General features: G+C 60.7%; 22 protein-coding genes and 1 pseudogene. 15 read left to right on the top strand and 8 right to left on the bottom strand.

Features of this window, described 5'->3' with window-relative positions; all coding sequences use genetic code 11:
• The first annotated feature begins 116 nt into the window (after positions 1–116).
• The 5 genes and pseudogenes from K1567_RS22725 to K1567_RS22710 all read left to right on the top strand — a co-directional run bounded on the left by K1567_RS22725 (position 117) and on the right by K1567_RS22710 (position 4,182).
• Positions 117–743 carry a TetR/AcrR family transcriptional regulator gene (locus K1567_RS22725; protein WP_034114943.1) on the top strand — a complete coding sequence of 209 codons (627 nt, stop codon included), beginning with the start codon at positions 117–119 and terminating at the stop codon, positions 741–743.
• A 192-nt stretch (positions 744–935) separates the two neighbouring features.
• Entirely contained in the window at positions 936–1,994 is a 1,059-nt protein-coding gene (locus K1567_RS22720; protein ID WP_034114944.1) for a diguanylate cyclase, read from the top strand.
• A 264-nt stretch (positions 1,995–2,258) separates the two neighbouring features.
• Positions 2,259–3,029: pseudogene (locus K1567_RS28085) on the top strand (PAS domain-containing protein); the annotation flags it as partial.
• A 54-nt stretch (positions 3,030–3,083) separates the two neighbouring features.
• The gene (locus K1567_RS28080) at positions 3,084–3,578 is read left to right on the top strand and encodes a methyl-accepting chemotaxis protein (protein ID WP_256593263.1); all 495 of its coding nucleotides are present in this window, start codon (positions 3,084–3,086) and stop codon (positions 3,576–3,578) included.
• Positions 3,579–3,663: 85 nt separating this feature from the next.
• Positions 3,664–4,182: a DUF1003 domain-containing protein gene (locus K1567_RS22710; protein ID WP_220698870.1), complete on the top strand. Its 519-nt coding sequence runs from the start codon at positions 3,664–3,666 to the stop codon at positions 4,180–4,182.
• Here the strand turns inward: K1567_RS22710 and K1567_RS22705 are convergent.
• Entirely contained in the window at positions 4,179–5,063 is an 885-nt protein-coding gene (locus K1567_RS22705) for a LysR family transcriptional regulator (protein WP_220699056.1), read from the bottom strand. The genes K1567_RS22710 and K1567_RS22705 overlap by 4 nt on opposite strands.
• An 80-nt stretch (positions 5,064–5,143) precedes the next feature.
• On the opposite strand from K1567_RS22705, the gene K1567_RS22700 reads away from it, so the two are divergent.
• Both K1567_RS22700 and K1567_RS22695 read left to right on the top strand, forming a co-directional pair.
• Positions 5,144–5,851: a CTP synthase gene (locus K1567_RS22700; RefSeq protein WP_034114947.1), complete on the top strand. Its 708-nt coding sequence runs from the start codon at positions 5,144–5,146 to the stop codon at positions 5,849–5,851.
• The gene (locus K1567_RS22695) at positions 5,848–6,162 is read left to right on the top strand and encodes an antibiotic biosynthesis monooxygenase (RefSeq protein ID WP_034099998.1); all 315 of its coding nucleotides are present in this window, start codon (positions 5,848–5,850) and stop codon (positions 6,160–6,162) included. The genes K1567_RS22700 and K1567_RS22695 overlap by 4 nt, the downstream gene beginning before the upstream one ends.
• On the opposite strand, the gene K1567_RS22690 is transcribed toward K1567_RS22695, so the two are convergent.
• Positions 6,159–6,497, bottom strand: a complete 339-nt coding sequence (locus K1567_RS22690) for a DUF2025 family protein (RefSeq protein WP_034100001.1) — start codon at positions 6,495–6,497, stop codon at positions 6,159–6,161. The two genes, K1567_RS22695 and K1567_RS22690, sit on opposite strands and share 4 nt — an antisense overlap.
• Before the next feature lie 232 nt (positions 6,498–6,729).
• On the opposite strand from K1567_RS22690, the gene K1567_RS22685 reads away from it, so the two are divergent.
• From K1567_RS22685 to K1567_RS22670, 4 genes are all read left to right on the top strand, one after another.
• Positions 6,730–7,857, top strand: a complete 1,128-nt coding sequence (locus tag K1567_RS22685; protein ID WP_034114948.1) for a glycerophosphodiester phosphodiesterase — start codon at positions 6,730–6,732, stop codon at positions 7,855–7,857.
• A gap of 79 nt (positions 7,858–7,936) precedes the next feature.
• Positions 7,937–8,242, top strand: a complete 306-nt coding sequence (locus K1567_RS22680) for a PepSY domain-containing protein (protein WP_034100004.1) — start codon at positions 7,937–7,939, stop codon at positions 8,240–8,242.
• A gap of 145 nt (positions 8,243–8,387) precedes the next feature.
• Positions 8,388–9,410 carry a transporter gene (locus K1567_RS22675; RefSeq protein ID WP_034100005.1) on the top strand — a complete coding sequence of 341 codons (1,023 nt, stop codon included), beginning with the start codon at positions 8,388–8,390 and terminating at the stop codon, positions 9,408–9,410.
• 129 nt (positions 9,411–9,539) lie between these two features.
• Positions 9,540–11,156 carry an inorganic phosphate transporter gene (locus K1567_RS22670; protein WP_034100006.1) on the top strand — a complete coding sequence of 539 codons (1,617 nt, stop codon included), beginning with the start codon at positions 9,540–9,542 and terminating at the stop codon, positions 11,154–11,156.
• A 251-nt stretch (positions 11,157–11,407) separates the two neighbouring features.
• Here the strand turns inward: K1567_RS22670 and K1567_RS22665 are convergent, their stop codons facing one another.
• The gene (locus tag K1567_RS22665; protein WP_034100007.1) at positions 11,408–12,304 is read right to left on the bottom strand and encodes a LysR family transcriptional regulator; all 897 of its coding nucleotides are present in this window, start codon (positions 12,302–12,304) and stop codon (positions 11,408–11,410) included.
• Positions 12,305–12,409: 105 nt separating this feature from the next.
• Between K1567_RS22665 and K1567_RS22660 the strand changes: the two genes are divergently transcribed.
• Complete coding sequence (locus K1567_RS22660; RefSeq protein WP_034100009.1) at positions 12,410–13,168, top strand: SDR family NAD(P)-dependent oxidoreductase; 759 nt, start codon at positions 12,410–12,412, stop codon at positions 13,166–13,168.
• On the opposite strand, the gene K1567_RS22655 is transcribed toward K1567_RS22660, so the two are convergent.
• Complete coding sequence (locus K1567_RS22655; RefSeq protein WP_034100011.1) at positions 13,067–13,579, bottom strand: multidrug/biocide efflux PACE transporter; 513 nt, start codon at positions 13,577–13,579, stop codon at positions 13,067–13,069. The two genes, K1567_RS22660 and K1567_RS22655, sit on opposite strands and share 102 nt — an antisense overlap.
• An 88-nt stretch (positions 13,580–13,667) precedes the next feature.
• Here K1567_RS22655 and K1567_RS22650 point away from each other — a divergent pair, with 88 nt between their 5' ends.
• The gene (locus K1567_RS22650) at positions 13,668–14,522 is read left to right on the top strand and encodes a LysR family transcriptional regulator (protein WP_034100013.1); all 855 of its coding nucleotides are present in this window, start codon (positions 13,668–13,670) and stop codon (positions 14,520–14,522) included.
• 5 nt (positions 14,523–14,527) lie between these two features.
• Here the strand turns inward: K1567_RS22650 and K1567_RS22645 are convergent, their stop codons facing one another.
• From K1567_RS22645 to K1567_RS22635, 3 genes are read right to left on the bottom strand one after another with little or no spacing between them, the layout of a single operon-like run.
• On the bottom strand, positions 14,528–15,757 hold the full coding sequence (locus tag K1567_RS22645; protein ID WP_220699055.1) for an RNA polymerase sigma factor: 1,230 nt from the start codon (positions 15,755–15,757) through the stop codon (positions 14,528–14,530).
• Positions 15,754–16,098 carry a YciI family protein gene (locus K1567_RS22640; RefSeq protein WP_034100016.1) on the bottom strand — a complete coding sequence of 115 codons (345 nt, stop codon included), beginning with the start codon at positions 16,096–16,098 and terminating at the stop codon, positions 15,754–15,756. The genes K1567_RS22645 and K1567_RS22640 overlap by 4 nt, the downstream gene beginning before the upstream one ends.
• A 42-nt stretch (positions 16,099–16,140) precedes the next feature.
• Positions 16,141–16,560, bottom strand: a complete 420-nt coding sequence (locus tag K1567_RS22635) for a nuclear transport factor 2 family protein (RefSeq protein ID WP_034100018.1) — start codon at positions 16,558–16,560, stop codon at positions 16,141–16,143.
• 145 nt (positions 16,561–16,705) lie between these two features.
• On the opposite strand from K1567_RS22635, the gene K1567_RS22630 reads away from it, so the two are divergent.
• The gene (locus K1567_RS22630; RefSeq protein WP_040269256.1) at positions 16,706–17,191 is read left to right on the top strand and encodes a GNAT family N-acetyltransferase; all 486 of its coding nucleotides are present in this window, start codon (positions 16,706–16,708) and stop codon (positions 17,189–17,191) included.
• A gap of 74 nt (positions 17,192–17,265) precedes the next feature.
• On the opposite strand, the gene K1567_RS22625 is transcribed toward K1567_RS22630, so the two are convergent.
• On the bottom strand, positions 17,266–17,748 hold the full coding sequence (locus K1567_RS22625) for a GyrI-like domain-containing protein (RefSeq protein WP_047881999.1): 483 nt from the start codon (positions 17,746–17,748) through the stop codon (positions 17,266–17,268).
• 196 nt (positions 17,749–17,944) lie between these two features.
• Between K1567_RS22625 and alaC the strand changes: the two genes are divergently transcribed.
• Positions 17,945–19,156 (top strand): alanine transaminase, encoded by a 1,212-nt coding sequence (alaC, locus tag K1567_RS22620; protein WP_220698869.1) that lies wholly within the window; start codon positions 17,945–17,947, stop codon positions 19,154–19,156.
• Positions 19,157–19,214: the final 58 nt, after the last annotated feature.

The following is a 19,214-nucleotide window of genomic DNA, read 5'->3' as shown; positions in this document are numbered from 1 at the left end:
GACTCCTACAGTCCGCTCATAAACTACACTGCACAGTGTAGTTTCAAGATTGCAACAAAACCCGTAGCAAGTAAACTACCGAGTGTAATTTCCCTCCTGAGAGCCGACCGCCAACCATGACTGCCCCTCAACGTCTTACCGACCGCAAACGCGAAGCCATCGTGAGCGCGGCGATCAGCGAATTTCGCGAAAACGGTTTCGAGGTCACCAGCATGGACAAGATCGCCGCCACTGCCGGGGTCTCTAAACGCACGGTCTACAACCATTTCCCGAGCAAAGAAGAATTGTTCGCCGAGATACTTCATCAACTCTGGGCCAGCACGGTCGCGCAGTTAGACGTCTGCTACAGCAGCGACCGCCCGTTGCGCGAACAGTTGCGCGGGTTGTTGGAGGCGAAGATGAAGATGATGTCGGATAACAACTTTCTCGACCTGGCCCGAGTTGCCATTGCCGCCACGATCCATTCGCCAGAACGCGCGCAGGATATGGTCACGCGTTTGAGCCAACGGGAAGAAGGCTTTACCCAATGGGTCCGCGCGGCTCAAGAAGACGGGCGGCTATCCGGCAACGACCCGGCCTTTGCCGCTCACCAGATCCAGAGCCTGCTCAAGGCGTTTGCATTCTGGCCGCAGATTACGCTGGGCCAACCCACCCTCGACGCGGCCACCCAGGCCCGCGTGATTGAGTCCGCCATCGACCTGTTTCTGGCCGGCTACGAAATCAAGCCCAGCACACAGCCATAACGACTGTTGCAACAGCGACATTCCTGGTCGCTTTTGACGCATCTGTCACCCTTTTTGCGGAAATGGCCTGGAAGGACACTGATTATTCCTACCTGAATAATTGACAATATTCACGGGAGTTATCCGATCAACGGTAATTCCCCAGAATGCGTGCCTTTATATCTACAAAAAAATCAGCTAACCCAGGTATCTATGGAAAACCGACAAGGCAAAGGGATCTCGTTTGCCAGGCGTATCTACAAGCCAAGAATCATCGGCGCGGCCATGTGCTGCCTCAGCGTCACCGCCGCGCTCTACCCGCTGGGGATGCCTGCGTGGGTCTGGGCGGTGCTGCTGGTCAATGGTTTTGTCTGGCCTCATGTGGCGTATCAACTGGCTATCCGGGCCAAGTTTCCCTACAACGCTGAACGGCGCAACCTGCTGTTTGATGCCCTGTTCAGCGGGTTTTGGACCGCAACGCTGCAATTTACGCCGTTGACCAGCGTCACCCTGCTGTCGATGGTAGCCATGAACAACGTGGCCGCCGGCGGCCAGCGTTTGTTGCTAGGCGGGCTGCTGGCCCAATTGTTCGGAGCAGGATTGGCCTGGGTGTTGTTTGGCGTGCAACTGAACCTCAATGTCAGGCTGATAGAGGTGTACGCCTGCCTGCCGATGCTGACGCTCTACCCCATGGCTATCGGCATGGTCTGCTATCAGTTGGCGATAAAACTGTCGGACCACAAACGCACGCTCAGCGCCCTGAGCCGTATCGACAGCCTCACGGAGCTGCTCAATCACGGTTCCTGGAAAGACTTGCTGAACCTCAAGTTCCACAAGTGCCAGCATCAGAAAAGCCACGCCACCATCGCGCTGATCGATATCGATCACTTCAAGCAAATCAACGACACCCACGGCCATATCGTCGGCGACACGGTGCTGCGGCAATTGAGCCTGGAGCTACGGCGCAACCTGCGGGATAACGACCTGGCCGGGCGATATGGAGGCGATGAGTTCTGTGTGATCCTTCCGCAAATGTCACTGGAAAAGGCAGCGCAGCGCATGGAACGCCTGCGGGAAACCTTCTGCAACTATCGCATCCCTCACCTTCCGGAGCTTAAGGTCAGCCTGAGCATCGGCCTGGCGGATTTCCAGCCGGTCTACGACGATGCAGCCAGTTGGCTGAATGCGGCAGACCGTGCCCTGTATGCCGCCAAACACACCGGCCGCAACCGGGTCTGCACCAACACCGACAGGCTAGCGCGCTCGGCCTGATAGTGGCGCAATGACATCTCGTCCGAAATATCCGCGCTTTCCCGCAGAGATACCATAATGCCATTACTGTTCGGCCGCCTAACAAAGGTCCTGTCCTTGGAACGAACTTCTGGTCGGGCTGATCACTCTGAACCGGTTGTTCCACCCACACTGCCAGCACACGGAGGCTGGCAATGAGCACGTCAGCCGTAGGGCCTATGCCTTACGGGGGCAGGCGCATAACCACGGATAACCTCAGACGCTTGCTTGCTCGAGCACACCATCATGTTTTTCAACACTCATAAGAAAACGATCGACACCCTGCAACACACCCTCAATCAACAGAACAGCCTGCTGAACGCCATGGAACGCTCCATGGCAGTGATCGAGTTCGACCCGCAAGGCCAAGTGCTGCGGGCCAACGACAACTTTCTCAAAACCTTGCGCTACCGAGCCGACCAAGTGCTGGGCCAACCCCATCGAATGTTTTGCACCACCGCATTCGCCCGCAGCGCCGAATACGCCCAGTTGTGGACGAACCTACGCAGCGGCCAGTTCCAGTCCGGCACGTTCGAACGGGTGGCTGGCGACGGCCAGTCGGTGTGGCTGGAAGCCAGCTACAACCCAGTATGCGATGACACCGGCCGCCTGATCAAAGTGGTCAAGTACGCCATGGACGTCACCCCGCGCCTGCAAAGCGAAAGCGAATCCAACGGCAAACTCGAAGCCATCGGTCGGGCCATGGCAGTGATCGAGTTCAACCTGGACGGCACGGTAATCACAGCCAATACAAACTTCCTGCAACGCATGGGTTATAGCCTGGCGCAGATCCAGGGCCAGCATCACCGTATTTTCTGCGCCCCGAACACCGCCGGCACCCAGGCTTACAGCGATTTCTGGCGGCGCCTGAACCAGGGCGAACTGTTCAGCGGGCAGTTCGAACGCGTGGATAAACACGGCAACACCGTATGGCTCGAAGCCAGTTACAACCCGGTCTACGACGCAGGCGGGCGCCTGTGCAAAATCGTCAAATTCGCCTCGGACGTAACGGCCAGAGTGCAGCAGCACGCCGCCGATGCCGCCAGCGCGGCCCAGGCCTATCACATCTCCATGACCACACGGGACATTGCCGAAAAAGGCGCCGAGGTGATTCAGCAAAGTGCCAGCGGGATGCGCGACATTGCCGTCGATATCGACGGTTCTTCGCACTTGATCGCCAAATTGGGCGAGCGCTCCGAACAGATCACCGCCATCGTCAACACCATTCGCGCGATCGCCGACCAGACCAACTTGCTCGCGCTCAATGCCGCCATCGAGGCGGCCCGGGCCGGTGAGCAAGGACGCGGGTTCGCTGTGGTCGCCGATGAAGTTCGGCAATTGGCGGCGCGCACCAGTGGCTCGACATCCGAGATATCCAGCATGATCGCGATGATCCAGAACGAAACCCGCCAGGCCATCACCAGCATGGACGGCACCCGTGACCGTGCGGCGCTGGGGGTAGACCTGGCCAACCGCGCCGGCGCGGTGATCGTGCAGATCCGTGAGGGCACCAGCGAGGCGGTGCAGGCAGTGAGTGCGTTTGCCAACGTGCGGGGGGCTCACTGAGCCGGGGCTCGGATCATTCATGCAGTAGACAGTCGGCCAGAGCTATAGTGAACCACTGTCTCACCGTTGATGATCCGAGCCTGCCATGACCCCAGATGCCCCTCAAAAAAAACCTGTCGACCACCTGCGTTTCCACCGAGGCAACGCCCACCTGGCGCCGACGTTCGGTAACGACGCCTTCGCACTCAAAGCCGAAGCGTTTGCGCGGTTCTTCGGCACCCCCGCGTTTCTCGGTGCACAAACCCTGATCGTGATCCTGTGGGTGGCCCTCAACGTAAGTGGTATCACCCACTTCGACGTCTACCCATTTATCCTGCTCAACCTGGCTTTCAGCCTGCAGTCAGCTTATGCCGCACCGTTGATCCTGCTGGCCCAGACGCGCCAGGCCGCACGGGACAAGGCCCAGTCCGATGCCGACGCCCAACACCGCGAAGCCTTGGCCATTGCCAACAGCGAGCGCCAGGCCCAAGCCGAGCAAACCACCAAGCAGCTACTGGAATTGCTGGAGCAGAACACCCGGCTGACGGAAATCACCAAACAGCTCTCGGAGCACATCGACAGCCTGACGTGCGAAATGCATGAGCACTTTGTGCGCAAGACTTAACCTTGCGGCAAGCGCACCTGTTTTCCCAACTCATCGAACAGCGTCACCACTGAGCGCAAGGCCCGGCAATCGGGGCGCGTGAGCAGCCACAGCGCGGTGTCATGCCCGGTCAGCACCGGGCCAAGCGCTTGCAGGCCGCTGCCCAGCAGAAAGTCCGGCAGTGCCGCCACCCCAAGCCCCGCCCGCACCAGTTCGGTGACCGACAACATGCTGTTGCAACGATAGCTGGGGCGTACACCCGGCAAGTGCTGGCGGCGCCAGACGACGGTGGGGTGATCGGGCAGAAAATCATCCGGTGCGATCCAGGCCAGTTCCGCCAACTCACAGCCTGCGTGGTGGGCTGCATAGTCGGTGCTGGCGCAGACTTGGTAGGACACACGCCCCAGACAACGGCCAACAAGATGCTCCGGCGGCGTGCGCGTCAGGCGCAGGGCGATGTCGGCATCGCGGCGGCTGAGGTTGGCGAAGTCATTGGAGGTAGTCAGTTCCAGGCTCAGCGCCGGGTAGTCCGGCATGAACTGCGCCAGCGCCGGTAGCAGCAAACCTTGCAGCACGGAGTCGGTGCACGTCAGGCGCACCGTGCCGCTGATCACTTCACCGCCCTGCTCTACGCCGATTCGCGCCGCTTCCAACGCTTGCTCCGCCCGTTCGGCCTGTTGCGCCAAGTTGCTGGCCAGGCCGGTGGGCAGGTAGCCGGCGCGGCTCTTTTCAAACAGCGTCTGGCCCAGCGCCGCCTCCAGTCGCCGCACGGCGCGGAACACCGTGGACACATCCACCCGCAGCAGCGCCGCCGCCCGCGCCAGGCTGCCGCCGCGCACCAGCGCGAGGATCAGAGAGAGGTCGGCATAGTCGAGCTGATAGTGCATCACTGCATTGAGCATGTGTTCAAACGCCAATATTGATTGCGTGGGCGCCAATCTATAGTGCACGCCAGGACACCACAAGCCATGGGACGCCCACGATGAAAGCCAAGCACTTGCACCTCGCCTTGATCGGCGACTACAACCCCGATGTGATTGCGCACCAGGCGATTCCCGTCGCGCTGCAACAGGCTGCCGACCGCCTCGGCGTGCAGGTCCATCCGCAGTGGCTCGACACCGACACCCTCACAGCCGGTTCGCAGTTGCACCGCTTCGACGGTTTCTGGTGCGTGCCCGCCAGCCCCTACCGTGATACCGAAGGCGCCTTGCATGCCATCCGCTTTGCCCGCGAACAGCGGCGTCCATTCCTCGGCACCTGCGGCGGCTTTCAACATGCCGTGCTCGAATATGCCCGCAATGTACTGGGCTGGGTCGATGCCGAACACGGCGAGCTGGCGCCCCACGCCGCCCGCGTGGTGATCACACCGTTAAGTTGCTCGTTGGTGGAGGCCACCGATACCGTGCGGTTAGCGTCCTACACCCGTATCGCCGACGCCTACGGCCAATTGGAGATCGAAGAAGGCTATCGCTGCCGCTACGGCGTGAACCCGGACTTCGCCCAGGCCCTATTCGAAGGCGACCTGATCCCTACCGGGCACGATTCGGCCGGGGACCTGCGCGCGGTGGAGCTACTGGATCATCCGTTCTTTGTCGCCACCCTGTTCCAGCCCGAACGTGCAGCGCTCAAAGGCACCCCACCGCCGCTGGCGCTAGCACTGCTCAAGGCCTGCCAGGCGGTGTCGGCATGATCGCTGACACACCGGCGGCGCCCTACTACGCGGTGATTTTCACCTCGCTGCGCACCGAAGGCGATCAAGGCTACAGCCAGGCCGCCATGCGCATGCTCGAACTGGCTCGTGAACAACCGGGGTTTCTCGGGGTGGAGTCAGCGCGAGAGGACGGCCTGGGGATCACCGTGTCGTATTGGGCCAGCGAAGCAGCGATCCTGGCCTGGAAACATCACGCCGAACACCGGGCGGTGCGTGAGCAAGGGCGTAGCACCTGGTACTCGGCGTTTCACACGCGGGTGTGCAAGGTAGAACGGGACTACACCTTTTAGGCGCGAGCCTGGGCCTGCACCAGACTGCGCATGGCGCTGATCTGCGGAATTTCCACCCGGCGCATATACACCCGCAGCGGTTCGGTGATGTTGATGCGATCGTCGATGTTCTGATCGAGCAGCAACTGAATGCGCTCGCGGGACAGGGTCATGGTTTGCCCCGGAGCCGGCAGCCAGACAAATTCGGCGCAGGGGATAATGCCGTCATCGGCCACGTCCATGCCGAACGAGTCTTCGCTGAAACGCACGATGTACTGGCCGGTTTTGCGGTTAAGGCCGACGAAACCGTTGAGTTGGTCGGCGGCCTGGCAGATAAGCTCGGAAGTGATGCGCATGCTAAACCTCACTGAAAAGTCCCACAGGGACTGGAAAGATGGTTTACACGCGTGGCAGAAGTTGCTGTCCTCTGACGGGGCAGCTGCGGGCAAGAGTACTGCAATGCAGGGTAAAAATGCGCAGAAAATTGGCGCGAGCGCACGTTAATGTCGGTTTGGTGATAGCGCCGTTCGCAATCAATTGTTAAAAAGGAGCCCTTCTCAAAGCTACCTCCAAGAAAGGACTTCGCCTATGCCTGCCACGTTCACCAAGAGCGCCTTGCTGCTCGCCCTGATGCTCGGCCTGGGCCACGCACAGGCCGCCGAACCGATCAGCCCGGCTGAATTGGCAACCAACGAAGGCATTCCATACCCCGCCGTGATCGCGCACCGTGGCGCGTCCTACGATGCTCCCGAATCCACTGCCGCCGCTTACAAAGTCGCACGCGACCTGGGCGCCGATTACCTGGAACTGGACCTGCAACGCAGCAAGGACGGCGTACTGTTCGCCCTGCACGACAACAACCTGCAACGCACCACCGATGTGGCCACCAAGTTCCCCGAGCGCAAAGACGCGCCGGCCAATGAATTCACCTGGAAAGAACTGCAAACCCTCGATGCCGGCAGTTGGTTCAACGCTGCCTACCCGGACCGCGCGCGGCCGGGGTTCGTCGGCCTGAAAATCCTCAGCCTGGACGACATCATCAAGATCGCCGAGGGCAACCCGCAGCACAAACCCGGGCTGTACATCGAAACCAAAGAGCCCCAGCAATTCCCTGGCATCGAAGCCGACCTGAAAAACAAGCTGCTGGATAAAGGCTGGTTGAGTTCCGCCGGTTCCAAGCTGGGCAAGAGCAACACCGGCGTGGGTCAGGGCAAGGGCCGCGTAGTGCTGCAAACCTTTGAAACCGCCAGCCTCAAAGAACTGCAAAAGGAAATGCCGAACACGCCGAAGATCCTGCTGCTGTGGGTAGGCGAAGGCAGCATCGAGCCGAAGTCCAAGCAGACCTTTGCCGAATCCGGCGAGCCAACCAAGGCCGCGTATTACGCCAAGCAAGAACCCAAGGACGCCGCCGAATTTGAAAAGTGGGTGGATCAGGCCAAGAGCCTCGGCGCTATCGGCACCGGCCCATCGGCTCAGCTGACCAACCTGGGCGACCAGAGCTACACCGACCTGGTCAAGCCGGAAATGAACAAGCTGACCCACGATAAGGGCCTGCTGGTCCACGTCTACACGGTGGATGAGCCCGTGGACTTCGACAAAGTGATGAAGGCCGGCGTCGACGGTATCTTCACCAACCGCGCCGCCGAACTGCTGAAGTTCTACAAGCGCTGGCCGTCGTCGAGCGTGCAGGATCTGCTCAACGACTATAAGTACTGAGTGCGCCTTTAAGGATGAGTTAAGTTGCGCCGGTTAATCTGGCGCCACTTAAACAGCTCAACCGAGAAGGAAGCCCACCATGAAAACCCTGACTGCCCTGTTCGCTGCCACTGCCCTGACGTTGACCGCCGGCCTGGCCCAGGCGGACGTTCGCCCGGACCAGATTGAAGGCCTGCTCAAGTCCGGCGAAGTGATGCCATTCGAAAAACTCAACGCCGCCGCCGTGGCCAAACATGCCGGCGCCAGCATCACCGATACCGAGCTGGACCACAAAAACGGCGTACTGGTCTACGAGGTCGAAATGACCGACACCGCCGGTAAAAAGTGGGACGTGACCCTCAACGCCAAAACCGGCGCGGTGCTGGAAGACAAGCAAGACAATTGATCTACCCCTTTAAAAACGCGCTACCTTCGGGTGGCGCTTTTTTATGGGCGCCTTCAAACCGTAATGTCCGCGTCATACAGCCTTGCAATGATTCGCCCACGCGAACCTGTGAAACGTCCTACAGGCGCTTTCTCTGCGAGCCCCCATGAACCACAGCATCGACCACAGCCACCAGGATTCCGATCTGTTTGGCTTGCTCTACGGTTTTCGTTTTCGCCCAGGTGAAAAAGGCGAACAGATTGATTCAGCCACGGCCTTGCAAGCGTTGCAGCAACCGGCCGATCCGGATGAGTTCCTATGGCTGCACCTGAACCTGGCGCACGCCGCCTGCGAGCGCTGGATGAAAGCGCATCTGCAATTGCCCGAGGAGTTTTTTGAGGCGTTGCACGAAGGCTCCCGCTCCACACGGATCGAACATGTCGACTCGGCGTTGCTGGCCGTGGTCAACGACGTGGTGTTCAACTTCAGCAGCATGGTGTCGTCGGATATTTCCACGCTGTGGGTATGTGCGCGCAGCCGCCTGTTGATCAGTGCGCGCCTGCAACCGCTGCACTCGGTGGACAAGTTGCGTTCGTCGGTCAAAGGCGGCGAGCGCTTTCGTTCGCCCCTGGAATTGCTGGTGCATCTGCTGCGCGATCAAGGCGAGGTGCTGACGCAGATCGTGCGCAAAACCAGCATCAGCGTCGACCATATCGAAGACCAGTTGCTCTCCTCGCGTCTGTCTACCAACCGCGCCGAACTGGGCGCCATGCGTCGGGTACTGGTGCGCCTGCAACGCCTGCTGGCGCTGGAGCCGGGCTCGCTGCTGCGCCTGCTTAATCGCCCGCCGCAGTGGTTGCAGAAGGAAGACGTGAAAGAGCTGCGTAAATCCACCGAGGAGTTCGCGCTGATCATCAACGACCTGACGGCCCTGGGTGAGCGCATCAAGTTGCTACAGGAAGAAATCGCCGCCAACCTCAACGAGCAGAGCAACCGCACGTTGTTCACCCTCACCGTGGTGACGGTGCTGGCGCTGCCGATCAATATCATCGCCGGCTTCTTCGGCATGAACGTGGGCGGCGTGCCGCTTTCCCAAGACCCGGAGGGCTTCTGGATCCTGGTGGCGCTGGTGGCGACGTTCACCCTGATTGCCGGGCGCTGGGCATTCCGCAAGCGTAAAGACTACTGAGACGAGTAATCCCGCCGTAGGAACAGACCGACGGTGGCCTCAATTGCTTAAACCATGACTTGACGCAGCATCTCTGTAACATTCTGCAATGATCATGGGCGACATCCTCCTTAATCTGGATGCTCCGGCATGGCCACCCCTTCCCTGACTGCCTCGCTGTCCACCGCAACGGCAGACCCCAAACCTCGGCTGGACAAGAAACCCAGCCTGTTGACCGTGATCATCTTTTTCGCCGTGCTCGCCATGGGCTTGCTGTTCACCGCCTATAGCCTGATGCACGACATGCATGAAATGGGCGCACAGCTCACCACCTGGACGCCTTTCCTCCTGTTGGGCGTGGCACTGCTGATTGCCCTGGGTTTCGAATTCGTCAACGGTTTCCACGACACCGCCAACGCCGTGGCCACGGTGATCTACACCAATTCGCTGCCGCCGCATTTCGCGGTGGTGTGGTCAGGCTTTTTCAACTTTCTCGGCGTGTTGCTTTCCAGCGGCGCGGTGGCGTTCGGCATCATCGCCCTGCTGCCGGTGGAGCTGATCCTGCAGGTGGGTTCCAAGGCCGGTTTCGCCATGATCTTCGCCCTGCTGATCGCGGCGATCCTGTGGAACCTGGGCACCTGGTGGCTGGGTTTACCGGCGTCGTCGTCCCATACCCTGATCGGTTCGATCATCGGCGTGGGCGTGGCAAACGCCTTGATGCACGGGCGTGACGGCACCAGCGGGGTGGACTGGAGCCAGGCGATCAAGATCGGTTACGCCTTGCTGCTCTCGCCGCTGATCGGCTTTGTGTTTGCCGCGTTGCTGTTGCTGGCCCTGCGCGCCTTCGTGAAGAACCGCGCGCTGTACAAGGCGCCCAAAGGCGACACTCCGCCGCCGTGGTGGATCCGCGGCATGCTGATCGCCACCTGCACCGGGGTGTCGTTCGCCCACGGCTCCAACGATGGCCAGAAAGGTATGGGCCTGATCATGCTGATCCTGGTCGGCACCCTGCCGATGGCCTATGCCCTGAACCGCGCCATGCCCGCCGAGCAATCGTTGCAGTTTGCGGCGGTGGCCGAAGTGACCCAGGCCGCACTGGTCAAATCCGCGCCACAGCCGCTGACCGGCGACCCGCGTGGAGTGCTCTCTGTGTACGTGCGCACCAAGGAAGCCACCCCGGAACTGGTGCCCGCCCTCGCCGCCCTGACCGGTCATATCGGCGATGAAGTCAAAGGCTATGGCTCCCTGGCCAAAGTCCCCGCCGAAGCGGTCGGCAACGTACGCAATGACATGTATTTGGCGAGCGAAACCATCCGCTTGATGGACAAGGGCAAAGTCGGTCACTTCGATGCCGACACCCAAGACAAGCTGCAACTGTTCAAACAGCAGATCGACAATTCCACGCGTTTCATTCCGCTGTGGGTGAAGATCGCCGTGGCCATTGCCCTGGGCCTCGGCACCATGGTCGGCTGGAAGCGCATCGTGGTGACGGTGGGTGAAAAGATCGGCAAGACCCATATGACCTACGCCCAGGGCGCCGCGGCGGAAACCGTGGCAATGCTGACCATCGGCGCGGCAGACATGTATGGCTTGCCGGTGTCGACCACCCATGTGTTGTCCTCCGGCGTGGCGGGCACCATGGTCGCCAATGGCGGCGGCTTGCAGATGAAGACCATCCGCAATTTGCTGATGGCCTGGGTACTGACACTGCCGGCGGCGATTGTGTTGTCCGGCAGCCTGTACTGGCTGTTTACCAACCTGTTCTGACGTACCTTGAGCAAACCTGTGGGTGGTACTGCTGTGGGAAACAGGCTTGCTGTGGTGAGCGGGCTTGCCCCGCGCTGGGCTGCGAAGCAGCCCCAAATCCAGGCACCTCGGTGTCTCAGCTAAACCATATCGTCTGGAATGGGGCCGCTTCGCAGCCCAGCGCGGGGCAAGCCCGCTCACCACAAAGCCCCCCTCACCCAAACAGGCTTGCTCACCACAGCAACCTCCTTCCCACCAGGGTGGAGCCGGGATTAAACGTGGGTCTGCACCATGGCGGCCAACCAGTCCATAAACACCCGAACACGCAACGGCAAATGCCGTTGCCCGGCGTACAGCAGGGCCACCTCCAACGGCGGTGGCGAGTAGTCCGGCAAGATCGCTACCAGTTCACCGCGCGCCAATTCGTCGAGCATGCCCAGGGTCGGCACCTGAATAATCCCGAAACCACCCAGGCAGGCCGACTTGTACGCATCGGTGCTGTTGACCGTCACCCGCCCCGCCATGGGAATCCGTTGCACCTTGTTGCCTTGCAGATACTCGAAACCCGCCGAACGTGACCCCAGCGGGCGTACGTAATGCACCAGGTGATGGTCGGCCAAATCGGCCAAGGTCTGCGGCACGCCGAAGCGTTGCAGGTAGGTGGCGCTGGCGCAGTTGATCATCGGCAGGCTGCACAGCGCGCGGGCCACCACGGTTTGATCCGGCTGCGCGCCGATGCGCAATACGCAATCGAACCCTTCGGCTAGCAGGTCGACCTGACGGTCGGTAGCGCTGATTTCCAACTCGATCAGCGGGTGGGCGTCCATGAACGAGGGCAGCCGCGGCAGGATCACTTCCCGTGCCAGGGCGTTGGGCATGTCCACGCGGATACGCCCGGCCAGTTGGGCTTCGTCCTGGCGAAACAAGCCTTCGAGTTCCTCCATATGCGCCAGTAAATCCTTGCTGCGTTCGTACAGCACGCGGCCGTCCTGAGTCGCTTGGACCTTGCGCGTGGTGCGTTGCAACAAGCGCGCGCCGAGCAGCTCCTCTAGCGCCTGCACATGCTCGGACACCGTGGAACGCGGCAGGCCCAGGCTCTCGCCGGCGCCGGTGAAACTCGACAGTTCGGTGACGCGCACGAAGGTGCGCAGCAGCTCAAGTTTGTTCATGGGATTGTTCGCCTTATCCGGCCAGTGTTTCCGATATAGCGCTGTTTATCACGTTATTACCGGACAAATACACTTCTTCCCTCGATCACATCAGAGGATTGCACCATGACCCGTAAAATCGCATTGATCACCGGCGCCAGCCGAGGCCTGGGTAAAAACGCAGCATTGCACCTGGCCGCCCAGGGCGTCGACATCATCGGCACTTACCACAGCAAGGCCGACGAAGCCCAGGCACTGGTGGCACAGATCGAACAATTGGGCGGGCGCGCGGCGATGCTGAAGCTGGATGTGAGCCAGAGTGCCACGTTCGGTGATTTTGTCGGCGATGTGGCTGGCGTGCTGAAAGAGGTTTTCGCACAGGATCGCTTTGATTTTCTGATCAATAACGCCGGCATCGGCATCCACGCCAGCTTCGCCGAAACCACCGAAGCACAGTTCGACCAACTGCTGGCGATCCAATTCAAGGGCCCGTTTTTCCTGACTCAGAAGCTACTGCCATTGATCCGCGACGGCGGTCGCATCCTCAACGTGTCCAGCGGCCTGGCGCGCTTCAGCCTGCCCGGTTATGCGGCTTACGCGGCCATGAAAGGCGCCATGGAAGTGCTGACCCGCTACCAGGCCAAGGAGTTGGGCAGCCGTGGCATCAGCGTCAACATCCTCGCCCCTGGCGCCATTGAAACCGACTTCGGCGGCGGTGCCGTGCGCGATAACGCTGACCTCAACGCAATGGTCGCCAGCAACACCGCCCTGGGCCGCGCGGGCTTACCGGACGATATCGGCGGGGCCATTGCCAGCCTGCTTGCCGACGGTAGTCATTGGATCACCGGTCAGCGGATCGAGGCGTCGGGCGGCATGTTTCTGTAAGAAACGCTCGCGCAGCACGTCATAGCCCCAGTGATACACATAGGTGTACGGCAAAAAAAACAGCAGTACACCTATGTCCAGCATCAACGCCTGCATCAGGCTGATATTCAGCCACGCCGCAATCAACGGCACCGCGACGACAATCAGCCCGCCTTCGAACAGCAGCGCATGCAGCACCCGCGTCCAAGCGCCGCCCGACAGTTGCAGGCGCGCTTTGAGGCGGTCGAACAGGCTGTTGAACACAATGTTCCAGCTCAGCGCCAGCAGGCTGAGGCCCAAGGTCACCGTGCCCATTTCCAAGGCCGGTCGCCCAGTGATCCAGACCAGCAGCGGCGTGCAGATCAACAAGGCCAACCCTTCAAAGCCCAAGGCTTGGCCAACACGTTCAGTCATCGATTTGGTGGGGTGCATAACCCGGCTCCGTGCGTAACGAGAGTTGCCATGGTTACTCAGCGGATCGATACTTCATAACCAATAACCATCGATCAAGGCGATAGTCATGGCTTCACATGAAGTGCTGCAGGCATTTGTCCAGGCGGCGACCCAAGGCTCGTTTTCGGCAGCGGCGCGCAAGCTCGGCAAGAGCCAGTCCACCGTCAGCGCAGCGGTGGCGAGCTTGGAGATCGACCTGGATGTGGAGCTGTTCGACCGCAGCAGTCGCAAACCCACACTGACCCCGGCGGGCCATGTGTTGCTGCAACGCGCCGAGCAGGTGTTGGAAGCCAATAGCCGGCTGGCCCTGACGGCGAGTCAGTTGGCCCAGGGGTTGGAGCCGAAGCTGAGTATCGCCATGTCGGACACCTACCAGTCCGACCGTTTCGAGGCCGCCCTCAGCGCGTTCGAACGACGCTACCCCGACCTTGAGCTGGAATGCCTGATCGCCGAATGCGAAGACCTGATCGCCTTGGTGCAGAGCGGCCGTGCGCAGATCGCATTTATTGAACACCAGGACCTGTACCCGCCGGACCTGACCTGCGCGCCCGTGGAGGAACGCACGGAAATCGCCCTGTTCGTATCCCCCAAGCATCCGTTGGCCAGCCTCGACACCCTCACCGCGCACGCCCTGCAACAGCATCGCGAACTGCGCCTGGCAAGCATCATCAATCCGAATGAAACCCGCGCCAGCGGACGTGTCTGGTCGGCCCCCAGCTACCTGATGCTGCTGGAAATGGCTCAGTTGGGTTTCGGCTGGGCACCGATTCCGCGCTGGTTGGTGGAGCGGTTTGGCGGCGGGCAATTGGTGGAACTTAAGGCACGCGGCTGGCCGCGCTCAGTGGCGGTAGATGCGTTGTGGTCGCGGCACCATCCGCCAGGGCCGGCGGGGAGTTGGTTGTTGGGCAAGATGCTCGAATGATATTTCTAGGGCATTGAAGCGCTGACAAGTTGAGCCAGGCGTTGTTCGAGGAAGGCCTTTTCGGGGGCCTGTTGGGTCAGTGACAGGGCTTTTTCATACGCAGACCGCGCTTCTTTCAACCTTCCCAGTTGCCGGCAGAACTCGCCCCGGGTCGCGTGCGCCAAGTGATAATCCTGCAACTCCCCGCGCGCCAGGATCCCATCGACCTGCTGCAACCCCGCCAGCGGCCCGTCGCGCATGGCCACCGCCACCGCCCGATTCAGCGCAATCACCGGCGACGGCAGCAGGCCCAGCAACACGTCGTACAGCCCGACGATCTGCGGCCAATCCGTCTGAGCCGCGTGAGGCGCTTCGGCATGTACGGCAGCGATCGCTGCTTGCAGGCAATACGGGCCAAACCCTCGGGTGCTCAGCGCTCGCTGCACCAGCGCGCAGCCTTCGGTGATTAACGACGCGTCCCAAAGCGTGCGGTCCTGCTCATCCAGCAACACCAGCTCGCCACTCGCCGAGGTGCGCGCCGCACGGCGGGATTCGTGCAGCAGCATCAACGCCAGTAAGCCCATTACTTCCGGCTCCGGCAGCAACGCCAGTAACAGCCGCCCGAGGCGAATGGCTTCGCCGCTCAATTCGTCGCGGGTGAGGTTTGCGCCGATGGACGCCGAATAGCCCTCGTTGAACACCAGGTAAACCACGCGCAGCACGCTGTCGAGGCGCTCCGGCAGTTCCGCCAGGGATGGCACCTGATAAGGAATGTTCGCCTCGCGGATCTTGGCCTTGGCCCGCACGATGCGCTGGGCGATGGTGGTGGGTGTGCTCAGGAAGGCTCGGGCGATTTCTTCGGTGGTGAGGTCGCAGATCTCGCGCAAGGTCAACGCAGCCTGGGCATCCGGCGCCAGCGCCGGGTGGCAGCAGGTGAAGATCAGGCGCAGGCGGTCGTCTTCCACGTCTTCGACACTCCACTCAGCCGCTTCCAGCGCGTCGGCCTGCGCCTGCGATAACGGCGTAAAACGCGCCTGGCGGCGTAAGCGATCGATTGCTTTGAAACGGCCGGTGGAGATCAGCCAGGCCCGTGGGTTGTCGGGCAGACCGTCGTGGGGCCAACGTTCGAGCGCGACGGAAAACGCCTCGTGCAGGGCTTCTTCGGCAAGGTCGAAATCCCCCAGCAGGCGAATCAACGTCGCCAGGACGCGTCGCGATTCGCTGCGATAGAGGGCCTCGATAGAGTGGCTGTTCAGAGCGCCAACTCGCGTACGGGCCGCACCTCGACGCTACCGACCCGTGCCGCCGGAATGCCACCGGCCACCTGCAGCGCTTCGTTCAAATCCCGCGCTTCGATCAGGTAGAAACCGGCGAGCTGCTCCTTGGTTTCGGCGAATGGCCCGTCGGTGATCGATAAGTGGCCATTGCGCTTACGCACGGTGGTGGCGCTGGCCACAGGTTGCAGCGGCTCGGCGGCCAGCATGCGACCACTGGCCTGAATGGCCTGGGCGTAGGCAAGGCACTCCGGATCTTTTGGGCTGTCGGGTGAGCTATGCAGCAACGTTTCGTCGCTGTAGATCAGGCAGAGGTATTTCATGGATATCTCCGTTGTCGGAATGCTGACTATAGTTCGCGCAGCTCAAGGTTTCAGGTCGAACAGTGCGGTGCCTTTCTCCATATCGAAGGGGGCCGACCAATGCTCATGCACCACTTTCCACTGGCCCGCGATGCGCTGATAACCGGCGGTGACGCGCATCCAGCAGGCCTTCAACTCACCGTCCGGGCCGGTCCCGCCGCAGTGCGCCAGCCAGTGGGCAAACGCGCTGTCGGCCGCCTCGACGATGCGCAATTGATGAAACTCGAAAATCCCCGGGCCTGGGCAGTGCTTCATGCATTCTTCCCAATGGGCGCGGTAGGCGGCTTTACCCTTGAATTGCAGAGCATTAACGGCGTCGAATGAGACGATATCGTCGGCGTAATAGCTGACAATTTTGTCGATATCGCGGCTTAGGACGGCATTTTTCCATTCTTCGATCAGGCTGTTGATTGCGGTGCTCATGGCGATAACTCCTTGGGGTGGAAAATCCGAAAGTCACCCTTAGTCGAACGCGCAGGGGGCAAATCGACAGCCTGCTGAAAAATAATTTCGCCCCCATCAAACCCGATAGACTGCGGCCCTACTTGCAGCCCTCCGGATACCCTCGATGCATACCCGCCTGGTCGCCTATGGGGCACTGACTGACCTGCAACAACAGCAGCTCAATGCCATCGAAGTTCATCCTGAGCAACTGCCGTTTTGCGGCGATATGTATTGCGCACTCAATAGCCTGTTAGCTAAACCCAGCCCTGGCGTGAAAGGCTTTGCACTGTTGGCCGACGACGTCCCGGTGGCCTTCCTGTTGCTTAAACGCCCTCCCTGTCTGCCCCACTGGGCCGACGCACACAGCGCCACCCTGCATGCCTTGCAGGTGGACCGGCGGCAACAGGGCCGTGGGTTCGGCAAGGCGTGCCTGCTGGCACTGCCGGCGGCGGCGCTTGAAGCATGGCCGCAGATCAAGGGGTTGGAGTTGTCGGTGGACACGGACAACGTGGCGGCGATGGGCTTGTATTTGGGGCTCGGCTGGGTAGACAGCGGTGAGGCGTACAAGGGGCGGGTTGGCTATGAGCGCAGATTGAGCCTTGCACTTTAATCCGCAGTAATGGATGTCACGTAAACATGCCGTTCAGACGCGTGTGTTATGTTTACGCGACAGGGGCGCTCAACTCAGCCGCGCTTTTCGACCGGCACCCAGACCTCCACCGTGCCCGTACCTTTTTTCACATCGAAATCGGCGCTGTAGCGCTCGAAATCCGCGCCGGCCACTTTGAACCCGGAATGTGGCAGCCATTCGAACATGATGCGTTCGTAGGTTTGCGCCAGCGCCTGAACCGCGCCGTAATGCGGGAACACCGCGTAGCGGCGGGCCGGAATTTCGACGTACTTGAAGTTGCTCGGCACGTCATCCTTGCTCGGCACTTGCACCCCGGCCAGGTAATCGAACTCATCGTGGTGGGGGTTGTGACACACCCCATAAGTCACGCCACCGGTACGTCGCTTGATCTCTTTGATGCAGCTGTCGAATAACTCCCACAAGCGTGGAATATCGCCCACGGTCGCCTTGGAATACCGCCCTTGCACCCCTGCGATCACCATGGCATTGCCTTCTTCCATGCGCGGTTCCAACGGTTGTTTTGTCTGCTGATCCATACGAACAGTCTCCTTCTTATGAGGGAACAAACCCGCATCGAGTATAGGGGCATACCCGGACTGTACTCCATGCAGAAAATTTTCCTACGGATCTGGACAACTTGCCATCACCGACCGTATTGTCTGCCCCGCAGGCCACCGCAGTGGCCAACGTCGCTCGGACGGTTCCGGGCGCTTACGTACTCTCGAGGCAACAATGGCCGAACAAGGTTCGCCGCGCCGCTTTGCGCGCATCGATCGACTCCCCCCTTACGTGTTCAATATCACTGCCGAGCTGAAGATGGCTGCGCGTCGGCGCGGCGAAGACATCATCGACTTGAGCATGGGTAACCCCGACGGCGCCACGCCGCCGCACATCGTTGAAAAACTCGTGCAAGTGGCCCAGCGTGAAGACACCCATGGTTACTCCACCTCCAAAGGCATTCCGCGCCTGCGTCGAGCGATTTCGCGCTGGTACAAAGACCGTTATGAAGTGAACATCGACCCCGAGTCCGAAGCCATCGTCACCATTGGTTCCAAGGAAGGCCTGGCGCACTTGATGCTGGCCACCCTGGATCAAGGCGACACCGTGCTGGTGCCCAACCCCAGCTACCCGATTCACATCTACGGTGCCGTGATTGCCGGCGCCCAGGTGCGCTCGGTGCCGCTGGTGCCTGGCGTGGATTTCTTCGCCGAGCTGGAACGGGCGATCCGCGGCTCGATCCCCAAGCCGAAAATGATGATCCTCGGCTTTCCGTCCAACCCCACCGCGCAGTGCGTGGAGCTGGATTTCTTCGAGCGGGTCATCGCTCTGGCCAAGCAGTACGACGTGCTGGTGATCCATGACCTGGCCTACGCCGATATCGTCTATGACGGCTGGAAAGCTCCGTCGATCATGCAGGTACCGGGCGCCAAGGACATTGCGGTGGAGTTTTTCACCCTGTCCAAGAGCTACAACATGGCCGGCTGGCGCATCGGCTTTATGGTGGGCAACCCGGAACTGGTCAACGCCCTGGCGCGGATCAAGAGTTACCACGACTACGGCACCTTCACCCCGCTGCAAGTGGCGGCGATTGCGGCATTGGAAGGCGACCAACAGTGTGTGAAAGACATCGCCGAGCAATACCGTCAGCGCCGCAACGTACTGGTCAAGGGCCTGCATGAGCTGGGCTGGATGGTAGAGAATCCGAAGGCGTCGATGTACGTGTGGGCCAAGATTCCCGAGCAGTATGCCGCCATGGGCTCGTTGGAATTTGCCAAGAAGCTGCTGCTGGAAGCCAAGGTGTGCGTGTCACCGGGGATCGGCTTTGGCGAGTATGGGGATGATCATGTGCGCTTCGCGCTGATCGAGAACCAGGACCGCATTCGCCAAGCGGTGCGTGGGATTCGCGGGATGTTCCGGGCGGATGGGTTGATCCAGAAAGCCTGAGCCATTCTGTTGCAGAAATGAGTTAAACATGTGGGAGGGGGCTTGCTCCCGATAGCTG

Origin of the sequence: Pseudomonas sp. S5F11 (assembly GCF_019641515.1) — a bacterium.
GTDB classification, from domain to species: domain Bacteria; phylum Pseudomonadota; class Gammaproteobacteria; order Pseudomonadales; family Pseudomonadaceae; genus Aquipseudomonas; species Aquipseudomonas rhodesiae.
The sequence above is the reverse complement of the archived record's forward strand: the minus strand, read 5'-3'. Positions and strand labels throughout refer to the sequence as shown.